Annotated in this window: 14 protein-coding genes and 2 pseudogenes; 12 read left to right on the top strand and 4 right to left on the bottom strand. The window is 35.1% G+C overall.

Going from position 1 to position 17,669, the window contains the following annotated elements; all coding sequences use genetic code 11:
• The first annotated feature begins 32 nt into the window (after positions 1–32).
• From BAU28_RS25880 to BAU28_RS25870, 3 genes are all read left to right on the top strand, one after another.
• Positions 33–1,781 carry an MFS transporter gene (locus BAU28_RS25880; protein ID WP_071720736.1) on the top strand — a complete coding sequence of 583 codons (1,749 nt, stop codon included), beginning with the start codon at positions 33–35 and terminating at the stop codon, positions 1,779–1,781.
• 348 nt (positions 1,782–2,129) lie between these two features.
• Positions 2,130–2,456, top strand: coding sequence for a YrdB family protein (locus tag BAU28_RS25875; RefSeq protein ID WP_071720734.1), 327 nt, complete (start codon positions 2,130–2,132; stop codon positions 2,454–2,456).
• 261 nt (positions 2,457–2,717) lie between these two features.
• Positions 2,718–3,986: an MFS transporter gene (locus tag BAU28_RS25870; RefSeq protein WP_071720733.1), complete on the top strand. Its 1,269-nt coding sequence runs from the start codon at positions 2,718–2,720 to the stop codon at positions 3,984–3,986.
• 56 nt (positions 3,987–4,042) lie between these two features.
• On the opposite strand, the gene BAU28_RS25865 is transcribed toward BAU28_RS25870, so the two are convergent.
• Positions 4,043–5,026 carry a ketoacyl-ACP synthase III gene (locus BAU28_RS25865; protein WP_071720731.1) on the bottom strand — a complete coding sequence of 328 codons (984 nt, stop codon included), beginning with the start codon at positions 5,024–5,026 and terminating at the stop codon, positions 4,043–4,045.
• 180 nt (positions 5,027–5,206) lie between these two features.
• Here BAU28_RS25865 and BAU28_RS25860 point away from each other — a divergent pair.
• Positions 5,207–5,738, top strand: a pseudogene (locus BAU28_RS25860) (cobalamin biosynthesis protein CbiN).
• Between the two features lie 484 nt (positions 5,739–6,222).
• The gene (hflX, locus tag BAU28_RS25855; protein ID WP_071720729.1) at positions 6,223–7,482 is read left to right on the top strand and encodes a GTPase HflX; all 1,260 of its coding nucleotides are present in this window, start codon (positions 6,223–6,225) and stop codon (positions 7,480–7,482) included.
• Positions 7,483–7,524: 42 nt separating this feature from the next.
• On the opposite strand, the gene BAU28_RS25850 is transcribed toward hflX, so the two are convergent.
• Positions 7,525–9,165 carry a peptide ABC transporter substrate-binding protein gene (locus BAU28_RS25850; protein ID WP_048375900.1) on the bottom strand — a complete coding sequence of 547 codons (1,641 nt, stop codon included), beginning with the start codon at positions 9,163–9,165 and terminating at the stop codon, positions 7,525–7,527.
• A 396-nt stretch (positions 9,166–9,561) separates the two neighbouring features.
• On the opposite strand from BAU28_RS25850, the pseudogene BAU28_RS31170 reads away from it, so the two are divergent.
• From BAU28_RS31170 to BAU28_RS25825, 6 genes and pseudogenes are all read left to right on the top strand, one after another.
• A pseudogene (locus BAU28_RS31170) lies at positions 9,562–9,691 on the top strand (IS200/IS605 family transposase); the annotation flags it as partial.
• Positions 9,692–9,696: 5 nt separating this feature from the next.
• Complete coding sequence (locus tag BAU28_RS25845; protein ID WP_071720727.1) at positions 9,697–10,776, top strand: RNA-guided endonuclease TnpB family protein; 1,080 nt, start codon at positions 9,697–9,699, stop codon at positions 10,774–10,776.
• A 203-nt stretch (positions 10,777–10,979) separates the two neighbouring features.
• Entirely contained in the window at positions 10,980–12,191 is a 1,212-nt protein-coding gene (locus tag BAU28_RS25840; protein WP_002171353.1) for an MFS transporter, read from the top strand.
• A gap of 10 nt (positions 12,192–12,201) precedes the next feature.
• Positions 12,202–13,119 (top strand): cysteine synthase A, encoded by a 918-nt coding sequence (gene cysK, locus BAU28_RS25835; protein WP_071720725.1) that lies wholly within the window; start codon positions 12,202–12,204, stop codon positions 13,117–13,119.
• Positions 13,120–13,197: 78 nt separating this feature from the next.
• The gene (locus BAU28_RS25830) at positions 13,198–13,710 is read left to right on the top strand and encodes a GNAT family N-acetyltransferase (RefSeq protein ID WP_071720723.1); all 513 of its coding nucleotides are present in this window, start codon (positions 13,198–13,200) and stop codon (positions 13,708–13,710) included.
• 107 nt (positions 13,711–13,817) lie between these two features.
• On the top strand, positions 13,818–14,645 hold the full coding sequence (locus BAU28_RS25825; RefSeq protein WP_071720722.1) for a DUF4037 domain-containing protein: 828 nt from the start codon (positions 13,818–13,820) through the stop codon (positions 14,643–14,645).
• Positions 14,646–14,713: 68 nt separating this feature from the next.
• Here the strand turns inward: BAU28_RS25825 and BAU28_RS30780 are convergent, their stop codons facing one another.
• On the bottom strand, positions 14,714–14,881 hold the full coding sequence (locus BAU28_RS30780; RefSeq protein ID WP_208610981.1) for a hypothetical protein: 168 nt from the start codon (positions 14,879–14,881) through the stop codon (positions 14,714–14,716).
• Positions 14,882–15,053: 172 nt separating this feature from the next.
• Here BAU28_RS30780 and BAU28_RS25820 point away from each other — a divergent pair, with 172 nt between their 5' ends.
• On the top strand, positions 15,054–15,629 hold the full coding sequence (locus BAU28_RS25820) for a hypothetical protein (protein ID WP_071720720.1): 576 nt from the start codon (positions 15,054–15,056) through the stop codon (positions 15,627–15,629).
• Positions 15,630–15,994: 365 nt separating this feature from the next.
• Here BAU28_RS25820 and BAU28_RS25815 read toward each other — a convergent pair whose 3' ends face one another.
• Positions 15,995–17,629, bottom strand: a complete 1,635-nt coding sequence (locus BAU28_RS25815) for a putative polysaccharide biosynthesis protein (protein WP_071720718.1) — start codon at positions 17,627–17,629, stop codon at positions 15,995–15,997.
• Positions 17,630–17,669: the final 40 nt, after the last annotated feature.

Below are 17,669 nucleotides of genomic sequence, written 5' to 3'. Positions count from 1 at the left end.
CACGTTCACAATAAATAAAGGGGTAAATGAACATGGAGCAATCAAAAGGTATTAAGATTGTTTTTTTAATGTGCTTAGGTATTTTTCTTTGTATGATTGATACGACGATTATGAATATAGCCTTACCAGCTATACAATCAAGTGTGAATACTTCATTAGAAAAAATGTCTTGGGTATTAAATGTTTATACAATGACGATTGCAGTACTTGCAATTCCACTAGGGCGAATAGCTGATATTTTTGGGAAAGCAAAGATGTATATTCTCGGTCTAGTAATATTTGGTGGCGGCTCAGTGCTTTGTGCTTTTGCAAATACAGGTGACTTCCTCATTTTTTCTCGTTTTATACAAAGTGTTGGAGCAGCAATTTTATTTCCGACAAGTATGGTAATTGGTGTATCAGCTATGCCTTTAGCAAAGAGGCATGTTGCACTTGGCATTTTAGGAGTAACACAGGGGTTGTCAGCTGCAATTGGTCCAGTAATAGGCGGGGTTATTACGCAAAATTTAGGATGGAGATGGGTGTTCTTCGTCAATGTTCCAATTTGTATTATTGGAATTATTTTATGCTACATTATGCTACAAATAAAAAATGAAGAACGTATTATCTCAAAAATTGATTGGATTGGACTTATATTAAGTAGTTCAGCAATTTTCTCTTTTACTCTCGTATTAGTGAAAGGGAATGCGTGGGGATGGCAAAGTAATATTGCTTGGTATTGTTATATAATTAGTATTATTTCTCTTGTTCTATTTGTTTTAGTCGAAAGAAAGATTCATAATCCGATGGTGAATTTAAAACTATTTAAAGATAGGATGTTTGTAGGTGCATCTATTGTTGTTGTAGTAAGTAATTTATTTTTAATTGGCGTTACTGTATTGCTTCCAACTTTTTTGACAAAAATACAGCACCGAACGGAAATTGAAGCTGCTTTTCTGGTGACACCTATTTCAGCGATGATATTTCTTGTTTCACCATTTGCTTCACTATTAATGAAAAAACTTGGAAAAGCAACTATTATTTTGTCAGGGTTTCTCGTTATGAGCCTAGCGTATTATTGGCTACAGATGATTGGAGTAAATTCAACAAATATCGAAATTATTATTCCATGTATGATATTAGGTGTTGGATATGGTTTAGTAGTGGGACCAATTACAGTTTTAAGCGCATCTTCATTTGAAGGAGAGTTATTAACAGCTTCTCAAAGTGTCGTATCGATGTTACGCCAAGTAGGTATTGTCTTAGCGGTAGCAATATTCGTTTCTAACTTAACTCACAACTTATCAATAAATAAAGAGAATGTATATCGTCATGCAGAAGGAATAGTGCGTAATATACATGTAGATAGTGCTCAGCAAGCTGAAATATTACAAGTAACAAAAGAAAAAATAAAGAATCAAAGTATAGAAACAAATGTAGAAAAGAAACAAAATGAAACAATGGTGGGATTAAGTAAAGAGAAAAAAGACGAATTAATTCACCAAAAAGTGGATGAGATATTAATTGGAGTTCCAGTAGAATATAGAGATATAAAAAGAGAAGAAATTACGAGTCAAGTAACAAAAGAAGTTGAAAAACAAGAGGAGAATATAAAGAAAGAAATAGTCGTATTTTCAAATGATGTGAATCATTATGCTCAGAATCAGATGGCTATGAGTTTTACTGATTTATATAAAGCGAGTGTGCCAATTATTTTAGTTTGTGCTTTAGTAAGTTTGTTATTTTGGGAAGGAAAAGCTTTCAGTAAGAGAAAAGGGGAAAGGGTAGTAGAGGAATTGTAAGGGAAATAGGCTAAATATGAATTGTATTTTAATTATGGGACGTTAGCAGTCAAAAAAATAGTATAGAATTATTTTTGGAACTCCTCGGTAATGGGCGAAACGTAAACTGTGGGGTTCTTTATTTTGTTCCTATTGGCATATGTATCACTGTCATTAAGTATTTGCCTGCATTCATTATCCGTCAAAATCACGTTTTCGAATTTTAGAAAGATAAACTGAATAGAATTAATAAGTTGTATAATTGTTTTTTTACATGTAATGAATGGGCACGTATCAAGTTCAAATAAAGGATGCATAATATTATTTTCATAGGATTTTAAACATATTTTCCAAAGGAGTGTTCTTTAAATGTTTATAAAACCTATAAATTTAGCGATTCGATTTTTTCTAGAATTATGTGCTCTTGTATCACTATGTTATTGGGGCTTTCAATTTTGGGAAAGTGTATATGTAAAATTTATTTTTTGTATTGGTTCACCGCTACTTTTTGCGATAATATGGGGGATTTTCATTGCACCTAAAGCATTATTAAAATTGCCAGAACCATATAGGTTTATATTGGAAATCATATTGTTTGGAGTTACCTCAGTTGCGCTATATGTTGTTGATCAAACAACCTTAGCTATTATTCTTGGAATGGTATTTATAATAAATCGCACTTTAATTATCGTTTAGAAACAATGATTTTTCTGCAGTATCTGTATAAAATCATATATCATGTAGTCTCATACTGTATTTTAATGCTAAGTTTCTTCACGAAAGAAACTTAGCATTATTTGGCTTTACTAATAGGAGAGAAATGGCAAACTTAAAAAAGCATTATTTAAAATGTAGGAGTGACGAAATATGGATAAATTTAAATGTTTTAAATTTTGGGATTTTGTTGTTTTATAGTACATTAACAAGAGATATTAGTTTCATAGGGAGGTTGAGGAAATGATAGATACAGCAGATGCTTTAATAAGTAATCGTATGTATACAACAGAAGAGCAACAAAAATTATATAAACGAACGTTAATAATCGTAAGCATTTCACAAATGTTTGGCGGGGCGGGGTTAGCTGCTGGAATTACAGTAGGTGCACTTCTTGCACAGCAGATGCTTGGAACAGATGCATATGCAGGATTACCGGCTGCTATGTTTACGTTGGGATCTGCGGTAGCGGCTTTCATAGTAGGAAAGCTTTCGCAACGATATGGACGCCGAGTAGGGCTTGCAACAGGTTTTATGGTAGGTGGACTTGGTGCTATTGGAGTTGTAATGGCAGCTGTAACTAATAGTATTATTCTCTTACTTGCTTCTTTACTCATTTATGGTGCGGGTACAGCTACAAATCTACAAGCTCGTTATGCTGGTACAGATTTAGCAGATAAGAAGCAACGAGCAACTGCTGTTAGTATTACGATGGTTATGACAACTTTCGGTGCGGTTGCAGGCCCGAATTTAGTAGGTGTAATGGGGAGTTTTGCTCATTCGATTGGAATTCCTGAACTTGCAGGTCCGTTCATCTTATCAGCAGCAGCTTTCATGCTTGCGGGTCTCGTACTTTTCGTTATGCTTCGTCCAGATCCATTAATTATTGCTAACATAATAGAAAAATATAAACAAGAACATACATATAAAGGGCATGCGGTAACAAATGAAATGGTAGAAAATAAACGGGGCATTACCGTTGGAGCAATTGTTATGATACTTACTCAAGTAGTTATGGTTGCGATTATGACTATGACCCCAGTACATATGGGACACCATGGTCATGGACTAAGTGAAGTAGGGCTTGTCATTGGATTCCATGTAGGGGCAATGTACCTACCATCTCTTGTTACAGGAGTTCTTATTGATAAAGTTGGCAGAACAGCGATGAGTATAGCTGGTGGAGTTATATTACTAGCTGCCGGTGTACTAGCTGCGATGGCACCAAACGACTCTTTAATATTATTAGTTGTAGCACTTTCTCTACTTGGATTAGGATGGAACCTTGGATTAATAAGTGGTACTGCTCAAATCGTTGATTCAACAGAGCCTTCTACACGTGCAAAAACACAAGGGAAGATAGATGTTTTTATTGCGTTGGCAGGAGCTTCTGGTGGAGCGATGTCAGGTATGATAGTAGCTAATTCAAGTTATGCGGCATTATCGTTAGCTGGAGGGGCTGTAGCCTTATTACTTATTCCTGTTGTGATATGGCCTCGGAAAGGTGAATAAATTTCATGAAATTAAAAAAAGGTTCTAGTTACTCCCTAGAACCTCTTTTAATACATTTAACTTAAATCCCACGCTACAATAAGCCCTAAATGCGTAAGTCCACCGCCAAATCCGTACAGTAAAAGTGTATCTCCATTATTTAATTTCCCTTCTTTTCTAGCTAAATCTAAGGCGAGTGGAATGGAGACGGAAGATGTATTCCCCATATATTCCACACTCGTTAATGTTTTTTGAATAGATATTTTTGATTTTTCGCAAATGGATTCAATCATTCTTAGGTTAGCGCTATGTGGTATGAACCAATCTATATCATCTATTTGCAAATTTGCAGTATGTAATAGTTCTTTTATGCCGTGTGGTACAGTTCGTACGGCCCATTTATATACTTCTCTTCCATTTTGAACGATCTTTTCATTTGTTTGTAGTGGCGTGCTATTCATAGTAGTAGATAAATTTGTTCTGTATAGATGAATACCGCCTTCACCGTTTGTTCCCATGTGAGCAGCGATAAAACTTGGTTTGTTTTCGTCTTTTTCTAATAAAATAGCTCCAGCACCATCACCGAACAAAATACAGGTCGTTCTATCTGTGTAGTCTGTTACTTTAGATAATGTTTCAGTCGCTACGACTAGTACTTTATTGTGGGCACCAGCAGTTATTAAGCTGTTACCGACATGTAGTCCGTATGTGAAACCAGCACAAGTAGCGTTTAAATCAAAAGCTAGAGTATGGGGGATATTGAAGTATTGTTGTATTTGACAAGCGACGCTAGGAAAGACATAGTCAGCAGTTGTTGTAGCGACGATAATGCAGTCAATATCTTCTAAGCTTTTCTTATACGTTGTACATAAGTTTTCGATTGCTTTAATGGCTAAGTGAGAGGAGTATTCTTCTTCTCCAGCGATTCTTCTTTCCTTCATTCCTGTTCTTTGCACAATCCATTCATCATTCGTATGGACTATCTTTTCTAAATCGTAATTAGACAAAATTTGATTTGGAACATAAGTGCCAATTGCGGTAATGCGAGATTTAGAATTCATAGGAACATCTCCTAATTCGTTTTTATAATCTGATACTAATATCAGGTTATAAAAATGTCAATAATGACTTTTATTGTATTGAAACGATAATGTTTAATTTACTATGGAGGAATTTGGCGAGTGACGTAAAAATAATATACGGGAAACTTCTAAAATTGATAATGAAGGGAGTTGAGCCCATTGAAAAGAATTTTGCACATGTTGCCTGTTGTCATTATTTGTAGCTTTATTCTTATTATTTTTCCAGAGAAATCTTATGCTTGTGATTGTATTAACATATCAGCAGAAGAAGCGTTTCAAAAAAATGATGTAGTGTTTGAGGGGAAAGTAATTGAAGTTGGAAGGAAAGATGGAGTTGGAACTGAAGTATTATTTGAAGTGAAGAAAATTTGGAAAGGAACAAGTTCTTCGCAAATTATTATATATACAAATGGTGGTGATTGTGTCTTTCACTTTTTAGAGGGGGAAGAGTACTTAGTGTTTTCTTCTCAAAGAGGGGAAGAGAAACAATTATACACACATAGTTGCAGTGGAACGAAGAGATTAGATGAGGCAGAGATGGAGAAAAATGCTTTAAGTCATATTGCAAAAGAGTCTGTTCCATCGAAGAAGGTGAATTTGAAAGGGGATATGGCTAACGGTTTAAGTTGCTATCCTGTTATTGATAATTGCTTTTGTTATTTTTATTGTTAGAAGAACTCGCAAAAAATGACGATTAAAGTAAAAATACAAAGATTTTCTTTCTGATTCTATAGGTGGTTTAATCTTGTGAAAGCGAAATACTTATGCTACACTTTATGTAACTTAAAATGAACGGAGGGGCTTCCTTTGATCTTAATCAGATTACGTCTCAATACTTTGTGCCGATAATTGAATAGCGCTCAAAGGCTCTGTCTGTGTACAGAGTGAACGGGATTGGTCTGCCTATTTTAAAGGAACCCTTTTATTAAGCTTATATGTGAAAAAGAGGGAGGGACGAATACGCCCTCTTTTTGTTTTGCCTTTATAAATAGAATGGGATAGTATAGGTGAACACTTGTTGTGAATACGTATATTATCTTGGGACTTATTGACTATGAAATAGGATGAAAGCATTGCTTTCTTCTATTTCTTTGGTGAACCCTTATCCGTTTACGAAAACACAGGCAGTGACCTGTGTTTTTTATTTTGCGTAATCGAAATGGAGGAATAAATATATGGAAGAATTATTACAAAGAGCAATTTTAGTTGGTGTAAACTTAGGAAATGAAAGTGATTTTGCATATTCGATGGAAGAGCTAGCAAATCTTGCGGAAGCTTGTGATGTAGAGGTAATCGGGCAAGTGACGCAAAATTTACAACGAGTAAATCCATCGCATTATATTGGAAAAGGAAAGATTGAAGAAGTAGCGGCCTACGTAAAAGAAATAGACGCGAATATGGTCATCTTTAATGATGAATTATCTCCATCACAAATTCGAAATTTAGAGGAAGATTTAGATTGTAAGGTTATTGATCGTACCATCTTAATTTTAGATATTTTTGCGCAACGCGCGAAAACGAAAGAAGCGCAGTTGCAAGTAGAAGTAGCGCATCTTCAGTATATGATGCCTCGTTTAATCGGTCTTCGTGAATCTTTAGGAAGACAGAGTGGTGGTGTTGGAACGAAAAATAAAGGTGTCGGTGAGAAGAAATTAGAGTTAGATCGTCGTAAAATCGAAGAGCAAATTTCAGTTTTAAATAAAGATTTAGAAGCACTTGTTGCCCAGCGTCAAACACAGCGAAAGCAACGTAAGAAAAATGAAATACCAGTTGTAGCATTAGTAGGCTATACGAACGCAGGAAAGTCAACGACGATGAATGCAATGCTTGAAATATATAATGGCACGGAAGAAAAACAAGTATTTGAAAAAGATATGTTATTTGCGACGTTAGAAACATCTGTACGAAATATTGATTTGCCAGATAATAAATCATTTTTATTAACGGATACAGTTGGATTTGTTAGTAAATTACCACATCATCTTGTGAGAGCATTCCGTTCAACATTAGAAGAAGTGGCCGAAGCAGATTTACTCATTCACGTTGTAGATTACGCAAATCCAAATTATGAACAATTAATTGATATTACAAATGAAACGTTACAGAAAATTGGCGTGGAAAATATCCCGACGATTTATGCATATAACAAATCAGATATGGTAGATGTTGAAATTCCAAAAGTACAAGAAGATCGCGTTTATTTATCAGCGAAGAAACATGTTGGAATTGAAGAGCTTGTAGAAATGATTCGCTCACACATTTATAAAGAGTATACAAAGTGTGAAATGTTAATTCCGTATGATCAAGGACAGGTAGTTTCGTATTTCAATAATCATGCGCACGTTTTATCTACGAGTTATGAAAACGAAGGTACGAAAATTGCACTAGAATGTAAGACGAGTGATTATGAGAAGTATAAGCGCTTTGCTATTTAATAGAAAAAGGCGATCCTAATATGTTTTAGGATCGCCTTTTTCTTATTCTTCAATATAAGCCCATTTATAAGAGTAGATTCCAGCAAATGGACGAATAACAACACCTTGTACGGTTGGTCGTTCTAAATATACAAGTCCTGATTGGAAAATTGGGGCAATGGCTGCATCGTCTTCAATTAAAATTTTCTCAGCATCTTGGAACGCTTTCCAGCGTGCTGGTAAATCAGTTACTAAAGTAGAGCTCGTTTTTTCAATTAATTCGTCGTACTGTTTGTTTGAATAGCTCATTTTATTAAAAGGTCCATCTGTGACGAACATATTTAAAAATGTTGTAGGATCAGGATAATCTGGTCCCCATGTAGAAAGTGAAATTTCAAAGTCACCATTTCCTTCGCGATCTAAAAATGCTTTTACTGGAAGTGGTTGTAACGTAATTTTTAATCCCGGTAAATTTTTCTCGAGTTCACCCTTTAAAAATTCGCTAATTTTTTTATCGTTAGACTCATCCGTTGTTATGATTGAAAGAGAAGCATTTTGTAAATTTGTTTCTTTTTTCGCAGTTTCCCATAGTTTTTTTGCTTCTTTTACATTTGTTTCTACTTTTACATTACTTGTACTACGAAAATCTTTATTGTCAGGACCTTTTACGAATCCTTTTGGAACGAAGGCATTCGCAGGTATTGAACCGTTATTTAAAATCGTTGTTGCGATTCCTTGTTTATCAAAGGCAAGAGAGATAGCTTTTCGGGCATTTTTATTTGCTAGTAAAGGATTCTTCTGACTAAAACGGAAAAATGTCATGGAAGGGCGTTCCATTTTCTTTAAGCTAGGATCCTTTTGGTATTTGTCGACAAACTCTGAATTAATCGTGATACGGTCTACTTGTTTACTTTCGAATAAATTAACAGCTGTTGAAGTATCTTTCACTATATTTACATTAATTTCATTCAATTTCACATTTTTATTATCCCAGTAATTTGGATTCTTCGTCATTTTGTAACTCGTATCATGTTTCCATTCACTTAATTGGAACGGCCCGTTATAAACTACATTTGCAGCTTCAAGTCCGTAATTTTTCCCTTGAGCTTCTACTACTTTTTTGTTTTGAGGATAAAATGTTGCAAATCCCATTAAACCTAAAAAGTATGGAACAGGGTGCTCTAACTGTACTTCTAACGTGTTATCGTCAATTGCTTTTACACCGAATGAATCGATTGGCAATTCTTTTTTATTTATTTTTTCAGCGTTTTTAATATCGAACATGATGTGTGCATATTCAGAAGCAGTTTCCGGATTTACGGCGCGCTTCCATGCGTATTCAAAATCATGAGCGGTGACTGGATCACCATTTGACCATTTTGAATCGTGTAATTTAAATGTGTATGTTTTTCCGTCTTCACTTAGTTTGTATGATTCAGCAGCCGCAGGAACAGGTTTGTTATCAGGTCCAGGCATATATAATCCTTCCATTACGTTGTTTAAAGCAGCGTAAGAAAGCCCATCGGTTGCGATAGATGAATCGAGTGTAGAAATTTCCCCAGATTCTACAATGTTTAATACTTGTTGTGACGATTCTTTTTTCTTTTTTTCAGTAGTTGTTGCCTCATGTTTTTGACCACATGCTGTCAAAAACATAGATAATGTGATTGAGAGTGCAACGATTCCTTTTGTTTTTTTCTTCATAGTTGACATCCTTCCCTTCATCTCTGCCTTAGTATAAAAGAAAATATAGAAAATTTCTATAAATAAATCCGATAAAACATATAGAAAAAATATATTTTATAAGAAGTTGTATTTCTGGAAAAAGAAATGAAACCAGTATAGAATAGAAATGTTTCAAAACTCAGAATTTACTCTGATTAAAGTCTTGATTTATTACAGCCCTTCCCGAACGAGAAAACCCATCGCCTTTAGGCATGGGATGAAAGTGAGGTTGGATACAGAGTACCACTAAAAATCGCAAGGTTCGTGGTACTTTAAGTATCCAAAGTATAGGTAGTTTCTTCCGGTCTTTTTGTTGTAATTTTTCGAAAATAAATGATATATTGTAACGAGAATCAATGATGATAGAAGAACGTTTCAAAGTGTTTGAGAGAAAAATCTCCTCGTCTCATGCAGTTGCAAAGTTTATGGACACGTTCTTATTTTGTTTCTATTGCTAGAAATGTATCAAATGAACGATGCTGAAAATCAAAAAACAAGGGGATGAAACGTATGTCACAGACCCTAACAGTGAAAGTGAAATTGATTCCAACAATAGAACAAATCCGTTTATTGGAACAAAGTAGTCACGAATATATCAAAGTTATAAATACACTTGTATCGGAAATGGTTAAAGCAAAGAAAACTACGAAAAAAAGCACAAAAGATATTGAAGCAAATATCCCAAGTGCGGTGAAGAATCAAGCGATTAAAGACGCGAAAAGTTTGTTTGCTACAAAAGTAAAGAAAAGCCATTATAAAATCATTCCGATTCTAAAAAGACTTGTTTGTGTATGGAACAATCAAAATTATTCATTTGACTGTACTTATATTTCCATTCCATTTATGGTAAATGGAAAGTCAACTCGTTTAAAGGTTCGAGCTTTATTAACAGATAAAAATAATCGCAATTTAGATTTGTTAAAACATAAGTTAGGTACACTTCGTATCATAAAGAAATCGAATAAGTGGATGGCCCAAATAGCTGTCACGCTTCCTACAAATGAAAGGGCGGGAACGAAAATTTTAGGAGTAGACTTAGGTCTCAAGGTCCCCGCTGTAGCAATCACAGATGATGATAAGGTTCGTTTCTTTGGAAATGGTAGACAAAACAAATGTAAGAAGCGTAAGTTTTGTTGTATTCGTAAGAAATTAGGAAAAGCCAAAAAAGTGAATGCGATTCGGCGATTGGATGATAAAGAACAAAGATGGATGCAAGATAAAGACCACAAAATAAGTCGTGAAATTATTGATTTTGCGATTGCAAATCATATTTCTGTCATTCGATTAGAACAATTAACGAATATAAGACAGACGGCAAGAACAAGCCGTAAAAACGAAAAAAACCTACACACTTGGTCATTCTATCGTTTGTCAAAATTTATTGAATATAAAGCGATATTAGCTAATATTCAGGTTGAATATGTGAATCCAGCTTATACAAGTCAAAGCTGTCCGAAATGTGCTGAAAAGAACAGGGCACAAGACAGAAAGTACAAGTGTCCATGTGGGTTTGAGACACACCGTGATATCGTTGGGGCGATGAATATTCGCTATGCAACTGTGATTGATGGTAACAGTCAATCAGCCTAAGCACCTATATGGTCTGGTTTAGGAGGGGCAATGGGATGCCCTCATCTTGAAGGCTGTTCAAAACAGAAATGGACTGCGAACGCTTAGTCATTCAAGAATCCCGCCCGTAATTCCGTAAGGATTCGGGCTTGCGACTTTAGTCGTGGGAGTCTCAAACTTACTGTAATAAATATATATTTTGTACAGGAAGGAGAGATTCATATATGCAGGCAGTTTCACAAAAAAATGCAGTAGAAACACCGACAATATACCGTATACTATTTGCAATTAGTTTCGGACATTTTTTAAATGATTCGATGCAAGCGGTTGTGCCGGCGTTGTTTCCTATTTTGGAAAAAACGATGAATTTATCCTATATGCAAGTAGGATGGATTGCGTTTGCATTAAATATGACGTCATCGATTATGCAGCCGGTTTTTGGTATGTATTCGGATAAGAAGCCGTCACCATTCTTATTACCGCTCGGTATGTTTTCGAGTATGCTTGGGATGATTGGACTCGCATTTGCACCGAATTTTATTATTGTTATTATTTCTGTTTTATTTATTGGATTAGGTTCTGCAGTCTTTCATCCAGAAGGTGCCCGAGTTGCTTATATGGCAGCAGGTGCAAAACGAGGTTTAGCACAAGCGATTTATCAAGTGGGAGGAAATACAGGGAACTCTCTAGCACCTATTTTTACAGCGCTCATTTTCGTTCCGCTCGGTCAAATTGGTTCTCTTGGTTTTACTGCTTTCGCAGCGGTAGGGATTGTATTGTTAATCTTCGTTTCAAATTGGTATAAAAATGAATTAATGAATGGTGCTGTAAGAAGAAAGAAACGAGCTGCGCTTGAGGCTGAAAATGCGATTGTAAGTACGCACATTAAATTTGTTATTTTGCTTCTTGTTTTTCTAACATTCGTACGTTCTTGGTACGGTGCTGGTATCGGGAATTTCTATCAATTTTATTTAATAGAGCATTACGGTTTATCTATAAAAAATGCACAGTATTTCGTCTTTGCTTTTATGATTGCAGGGGTGTTAGGGACTTTCTTCGGTGGTCCGTTAGCAGATCGATTCGGTAAGAAAAAGATAATTGTATTTTCAATGCTCGGTTCAGCGCCGCTTGCACTTTTATTACCTCACGTTTCGCTCGTGTGGGTTGTACCGTTATTTTTATGTATCGGTTTTATTAGTTCAAGTAGTTTTAGTGTAATTGTTGTCTATGCGCAAGAGCTTGTTCCTGGAAAAGTAGGGATGGTATCAGGATTAATTGTAGGCCTTGCGTTTGGTCTTGGAGCATTAGGTGCTGTAGTTCTTGGGAAATTGGCTGATATGTATAGTCTTCAGTTTATTATGCTATTATGTAGCTGTTTACCATTAATTGGACTGACTTCATGGTTACTGCCAAATGATAAGAAAACGATAGAATAGGGGATGCGCTATGAAATTATGTGAAAACATTACAGAATTAATAGGAGATACACCTGTCGTCCGATTATCTAAATTTATTCCAGAAGACGCAGCGGATGTGTATGTAAAACTGGAAATGTTTAATCCGTCGCGGAGTGTGAAAGACCGTGCTGCTTATAATTTACTTCATGCTGCTGAGGAAAATGGACTTATAAAACCTGGTGATACAATTATTGAACCGACAAGTGGAAATACAGGAATTGGTTTAGCGATGAATGCAGCTGCTAAAGGATATAAAGCTATTTTAATTATGCCAGATAATATGTCAAAAGAGCGTATTAATTTATTGAAAGCATACGGAGCAGAAGTAGTTTTAACACCAGCTGAACAAAGAATGCCAGGAGCAATTGCGAAGGCGGTAGAGTTACAAAAACAAATACTGAATAGTTTCATTCCACAGCAATTTGAAAACCCAGCAAATCCGAATATTCATCGTTATACGACTGCACTTGAAATTTATGAACAAATGGATGGAGAGCTTGATGCATTTGTAGCAACGGCAGGAACGGGTGGAACAATTACGGGGACAGGTGAAACGTTAAAAGGGAAACTACCCAACTTATATATTGCAGTAGTAGAACCGAAAGGATCACCAGTTTTATCTGGTGGTGTTCCAGGCCCTCATAAACTAGTAGGAACAAGTCCTGGTTTTATTCCAAAAAACTTAAATACAGAAGTGTATAACGAAATTATTCAAATTGCAGATGAAGAGGCATTAACTACTATGAGAAACTTAGCAAGACAAGAAGGTTTATTAGTAGGACCATCTTCAGGAGCTTCTGTTTACGCTGCGATAATGATAGCGAAACGTTTAGGCACTGGCAAAAAAGTTTTATGTATTGCACCAGATACAGGTGAACGTTATTTGAGTATGGGATTATTTGAATAAAAACGATAGAAACACCTTAATGGTGCAATAGCCACTATTAAGGTGTTTGTTTTAGGTTATTAAGAGAGGTGAAGGACGATGAAACTATTGAAACCGAAATATGAATATAGCGAACAAATTATGGAGTATAGGCAGGCATTTTCTAATTCAGGAGAACAACCACACGGTAGTTGTTCTTTACAAAATTTTGATTCATTTGATGAATGGTTTGAAAAAGTGAGTATACAAGAAGTAGGAGAAAACTTACCATCTAATCGAGTGCCGTCTAGTCAGTTTTTAAGTGTTGAGAATGGAAAATTAATAGGTTTTGTGAATATTCGACACAGGTTAAATCCAGAGTTATTGTTGGAAAGTGGTCATATTGGGTATAGTATTCATCCCGATGAACGTCGAAAGGGATATGCTACTAAACAACTTCAACTTTCATTAGTTGAAGCGAAAAAATTAGGTTTGAAGAAAGTGTTAATAACTTGTGATAAAGCGAATGTTTGTTCGGCTAAAACAATTCAAAAGGTTGGCGGTGTGTTAGAGGATGAAGTTGTTTCTTCTAATTCTGATGAAATTGTGCAGCGTTACTGGATAGAAATATGATTGAGTTAATTTTGAAAAGGTGAAAGTGGTAAAGGGAATATAAGATGTAATATCGAAATAGATAAATGTAAATAAAGGAGAATGATTTAGCTTTAGGGGGAAATGAAATGGGATTAAAAGAGAAAGCGATAGAAATGTCGGAGATTTATAGGAAAAATCCGAAAGTTAAAGCTATTATTTTAGCAGGCTCTGTAGCGAGAAAATTAGAAGATGAACATTCAGATATTGAATTGCATATATTATGGTCATCACCACCAGAGGATGAGGATCGTCAAGGGCCTATTAACAATATTGGTGGAACGATTTTATCATATCATCCTTACGAGGAAGAAGAATGGTCGGAAACATATTTGACGAAAGAAGGAATTAAACTAGAGATTAGTAATTTTTTAACAGTGACAGTAGAAAAGGTTATTTCAGAAGTTGTAGAGCAGTATGATATAAATTATGAGAAACAATGTATTGTATCATCGGTTCATGATGGTGTGAGTTTGTATGGAGAAGTGAAAGTGAATGAATTAAAAGGTAGAGTATCGGCATATCCAGACGAACTAGCGAAACGAATGATTTCAGAAAATCTATGGTTAAGTAATCGTTGGCATAATCGCAAGGCACTTTTGAAGCGGAAAGATTGGCTTATGCTTTATGATATTATTTGTGAGGTACAAAGAAATATATTTGGGGTCTTATTTGGTCTGAATAGAATGTATGTGCATCATCCTGCATTTAAATGGATGCCATATAATGTGGAACGAATGACTATTAAACCTGAAAATTTATATGAACGTATGGCGGACACGTTAATAGGGAATCCGGAATATAGTGTGCAAGAATTAGAGTTGCTAATAGGAGAAGTGGTGCAATTAGTTCATACATACGCTCCAGAAGTAACTATTGATGAGCAAGAAAAATCTATTTTTTATTTTGTGAAATAGAAAATGAAAACAAACATTTCTAACCTTGGTTCTTTTTGTATAAAGAGGCTAAGGGAGATGTTTGTTTTCTATTTTTCTATGAAGTTAAATTGTTTATTTAATTTCTTTTTTGTCTCTTCGCTCATTTCAATAATGCGAGACCAATATGCCTTTGTAATCGGATTATATTCTACTCTAACGGTGACACTCTTTTGAGAATTTATATTTAAATATCCAATAATCACTTTTGTCACCATCTTTGCAAAGTTGAACTTCTAATTAAAGAAGCGCATTACATACATAAATAAATACTGTTAAATCGTTTTGTTTTATAAAGAATTTGAAAATGATACAATTGAATTACAGGGAAAATTTGTTATTATCTATTTATTATAATTGAAATAAGAAAACAGTAATAAGGGGGAAGCTATGGGTTTTTTTAATAGGTTTTTCAAAAAAGTTGAACAAGTAAACAATCAAGAAGCAACTCTACATGAATTAAATGAAGAATTGTATGTTGAATCTCCGATAGAAGAAGCAACTGGATATTGGGTATCGATGGCACAAAATATAATTATTAATGCTGTAAAGGCGGCTGACAACAATGTGGAACGTGCATTCGTTTTACTGAACTTGAAAAAAGGTGAGGCTTCATTTGATATTTTCTATCAAATAAACGGGCAATTGTATTTTTGGGATCAGCTAGAAAATGAGACTATAAAAAATAGAATTCAGAACGAGTTGTTACCTCAAGCCTCAGAAGTTTCAAATGCAGTAAATCAGCAATTTAATGAAGCTGAACATCCTACAATTTCCTTTGCAGAATTACAATTTGAATGGGAAACAAAAGCCTGGTTTTCACATATTATCTGGGAAGATGATTCTGCCGCCCAATTGCCAAAAACTCAAATATTAAATGAGTGGTTTAACTTAATCCAAGAGGAAACTAAGAATAAACCGCTGGATAGTGACACGAAATTCTCTTGGTATCCATCAAACTCTTAAACATCTAATAGTAATTGAAAGAAGGTGGAGTTTCAAGAGTAGCATCTTGAGACTCCATTTTTATGTTGATAAGAAAAAATCTTCATGTGCTTAAAGTACTAGAAAATCTCCAAAATAAGAACGAAGCTTAATTTGCATAATCTATTTATTGTCAAAAGATATAAAAATGTTTTTGGTACTTAATAATATTCGCTTGATGGACATGTGGTAATGATAGGGAAAATGAATTTTGATGTAGAAATGTTAACTTGGGAAAGATGAATAACATCATAATGGAGATTAGATAGGAATCGTGATGCCGGTTAAGGTTCGATTGGTGAGGGCTAATAATCAGGGGGAAGAACCCCACTGATTATAGTATTATTTTATTTCACTAACTTTCCTAGTACAGGTAAACGTTGAATACGATCACCGAGAATATGAGAAGCAAGTCCGCTCGTTAATACGAATAAAAGATAAACAAGTCCTCCTGCTGCTGCGCATATAAACACAATGATCAGTGATTCTATATAAGATTGGCCAGGAATAATCCAACTTATAAATGCTCTTAATGCAATTACAACAGCAGACATTGCTGCGGAGTAAAGCGTAATAAGAAATACTGTTTTTGTTGTTTCGCCAATTTTGAATTTCGCAAACTTAATGATGCAGTACAACATAATAATATTTGAAACGAGATATCCAAGAATTGTGCCGAGTACAGCACCGTGTCCGCCAAATAAATGTAAGAGTGGTGTGTTCACTAAAACCTTAACGAGGATACCGACTGAGAATGCAATCATTGTTTTTCTTTGATAATCAATTCCTTGTAATATAGCTGCGGAAACTGTGAAAATCGCACTTAATATAGCAGAAGGTGCAAATGAAATTAAATATTGCGATCCCCCAAGTGCAATTTCAGGATTTACATAAACCATGCGGAATGCATCGTAAGCGATACTAGCTAAACCGAATGCGGCTGGGATAGTGAAGAATAACAATACTTGGAATATCTTTGAAATTTGTTCTTGTAATTCATCTAGCTTCCCGCTTGTATAAGATTTCGTAATAGCTGGAATTATCGTTAATGAGAATCCAGTTGCAAGTGAAGCTGGAATCATAATTAACTTTTGGGCATAGTTCGTTATATAAGCGAAGACTGCATTCGCGGTTTCTAAAGGCTCTCCCATCGCTCTAAGGACATCAGCGACTGTATATTGATCTACTAGCGTATAAAGTGGAATCGCAATACCGACAAATACAATTGGAATTGCATATCGAAGTAATTCCATATAAATATTTTTTAACGGAATATCGGATGCTCTTGACTTTAGCTCGCCTTCAGGAGGTTTTAATCCATTATATTTTTTCCAGTACAGCATTAAAATTGAGACGCTGGCAAGTGCCCCGATAACAGCGCCAAATGTAGCAACTGCAACAGAAGAGGCTACTGAACCTCCTAATAGTTTTGAGACAATAAAACTACCAACTAAAATGAAAACGACACGTGCGATTTGTTCTACGACTTGAGAAACAGCACTTGGTTTCATATGTTGAAAGCCTTGGAAATAACCACGTGTAACACTCATAGCTGGTACGATAATAAGCGCGAAACTTAATGCTCGCATCGTAAGCGTTACGTCGGCGATAAATTGTGGATCTGGCGTTTTTGAACGAATAATAAATTGTGATATGTATGGTGCTCCAATAAATAAAATTAAAAATCCTAAAAAGCCCATAAACAGCATCAATTTTACGCTAGAGTTGTATAATTTTTTACTTGTACTATAATCACCAAGCGCATTATGTTTTGCAACAAATTTGGAGACGGCAATAGGAATACCAGCTGTTGAAAAACTTAATAAAATACCGTACCAAGAGTATGCATATCCGTATAAAGCGACCCCTTGCGTTCCAACTAATAATTGAAAAGGGAAGAAGTATATAAAACCTAAAATTCGTGAAATCATTGTTGCACCACTTAATAAAGCAGTGCCTTTTAAAACTTTTGAAGTAGACAAAATCCTTTCCTCCTACTCGTGCTGTCTTGCATTCATCGTA

The organism is Bacillus paramycoides (assembly GCF_001884235.1).
In the GTDB taxonomy this organism is placed as follows: domain Bacteria; phylum Bacillota; class Bacilli; order Bacillales; family Bacillaceae_G; genus Bacillus_A; species Bacillus_A paramycoides.
This window is presented reverse-complemented; position numbering and strand designations above follow the sequence as displayed.

What these genes read in the sequence shown, in the direction of transcription:
- BAU28_RS25825 (WP_071720722.1), top strand. Translation starts at nt 13,818, where the DNA reads ATGGGATTAAAAGAGAAAGCGATAGAAATGTCGGAGATTTATAGGAAA.
- BAU28_RS25870 (WP_071720733.1), top strand. Translation starts at nt 2,718, where the DNA reads ATGATAGATACAGCAGATGCTTTAATAAGTAATCGTATGTATACAACA.
- BAU28_RS25840 (WP_002171353.1), top strand. Translation starts at nt 10,980, where the DNA reads ATGCAGGCAGTTTCACAAAAAAATGCAGTAGAAACACCGACAATATAC.
- hflX (WP_071720729.1), top strand. Translation starts at nt 6,223, where the DNA reads ATGGAAGAATTATTACAAAGAGCAATTTTAGTTGGTGTAAACTTAGGA.
- BAU28_RS25830 (WP_071720723.1), top strand. Translation starts at nt 13,198, where the DNA reads ATGAAACTATTGAAACCGAAATATGAATATAGCGAACAAATTATGGAG.
- BAU28_RS25880 (WP_071720736.1), top strand. Translation starts at nt 33, where the DNA reads ATGGAGCAATCAAAAGGTATTAAGATTGTTTTTTTAATGTGCTTAGGT.
- BAU28_RS25865 (WP_071720731.1), bottom strand. Translation starts at nt 5,026, where the DNA reads ATGAATTCTAAATCTCGCATTACCGCAATTGGCACTTATGTTCCAAAT.
- cysK (WP_071720725.1), top strand. Translation starts at nt 12,202, where the DNA reads ATGAAATTATGTGAAAACATTACAGAATTAATAGGAGATACACCTGTC.
- BAU28_RS25875 (WP_071720734.1), top strand. Translation starts at nt 2,130, where the DNA reads ATGTTTATAAAACCTATAAATTTAGCGATTCGATTTTTTCTAGAATTA.
- BAU28_RS25850 (WP_048375900.1), bottom strand. Translation starts at nt 9,165, where the DNA reads ATGAAGAAAAAAACAAAAGGAATCGTTGCACTCTCAATCACATTATCT.
- BAU28_RS25820 (WP_071720720.1), top strand. Translation starts at nt 15,054, where the DNA reads ATGGGTTTTTTTAATAGGTTTTTCAAAAAAGTTGAACAAGTAAACAAT.
- BAU28_RS25845 (WP_071720727.1), top strand. Translation starts at nt 9,697, where the DNA reads ATGTCACAGACCCTAACAGTGAAAGTGAAATTGATTCCAACAATAGAA.
- BAU28_RS30780 (WP_208610981.1), bottom strand. Translation starts at nt 14,881, where the DNA reads ATGGTGACAAAAGTGATTATTGGATATTTAAATATAAATTCTCAAAAG.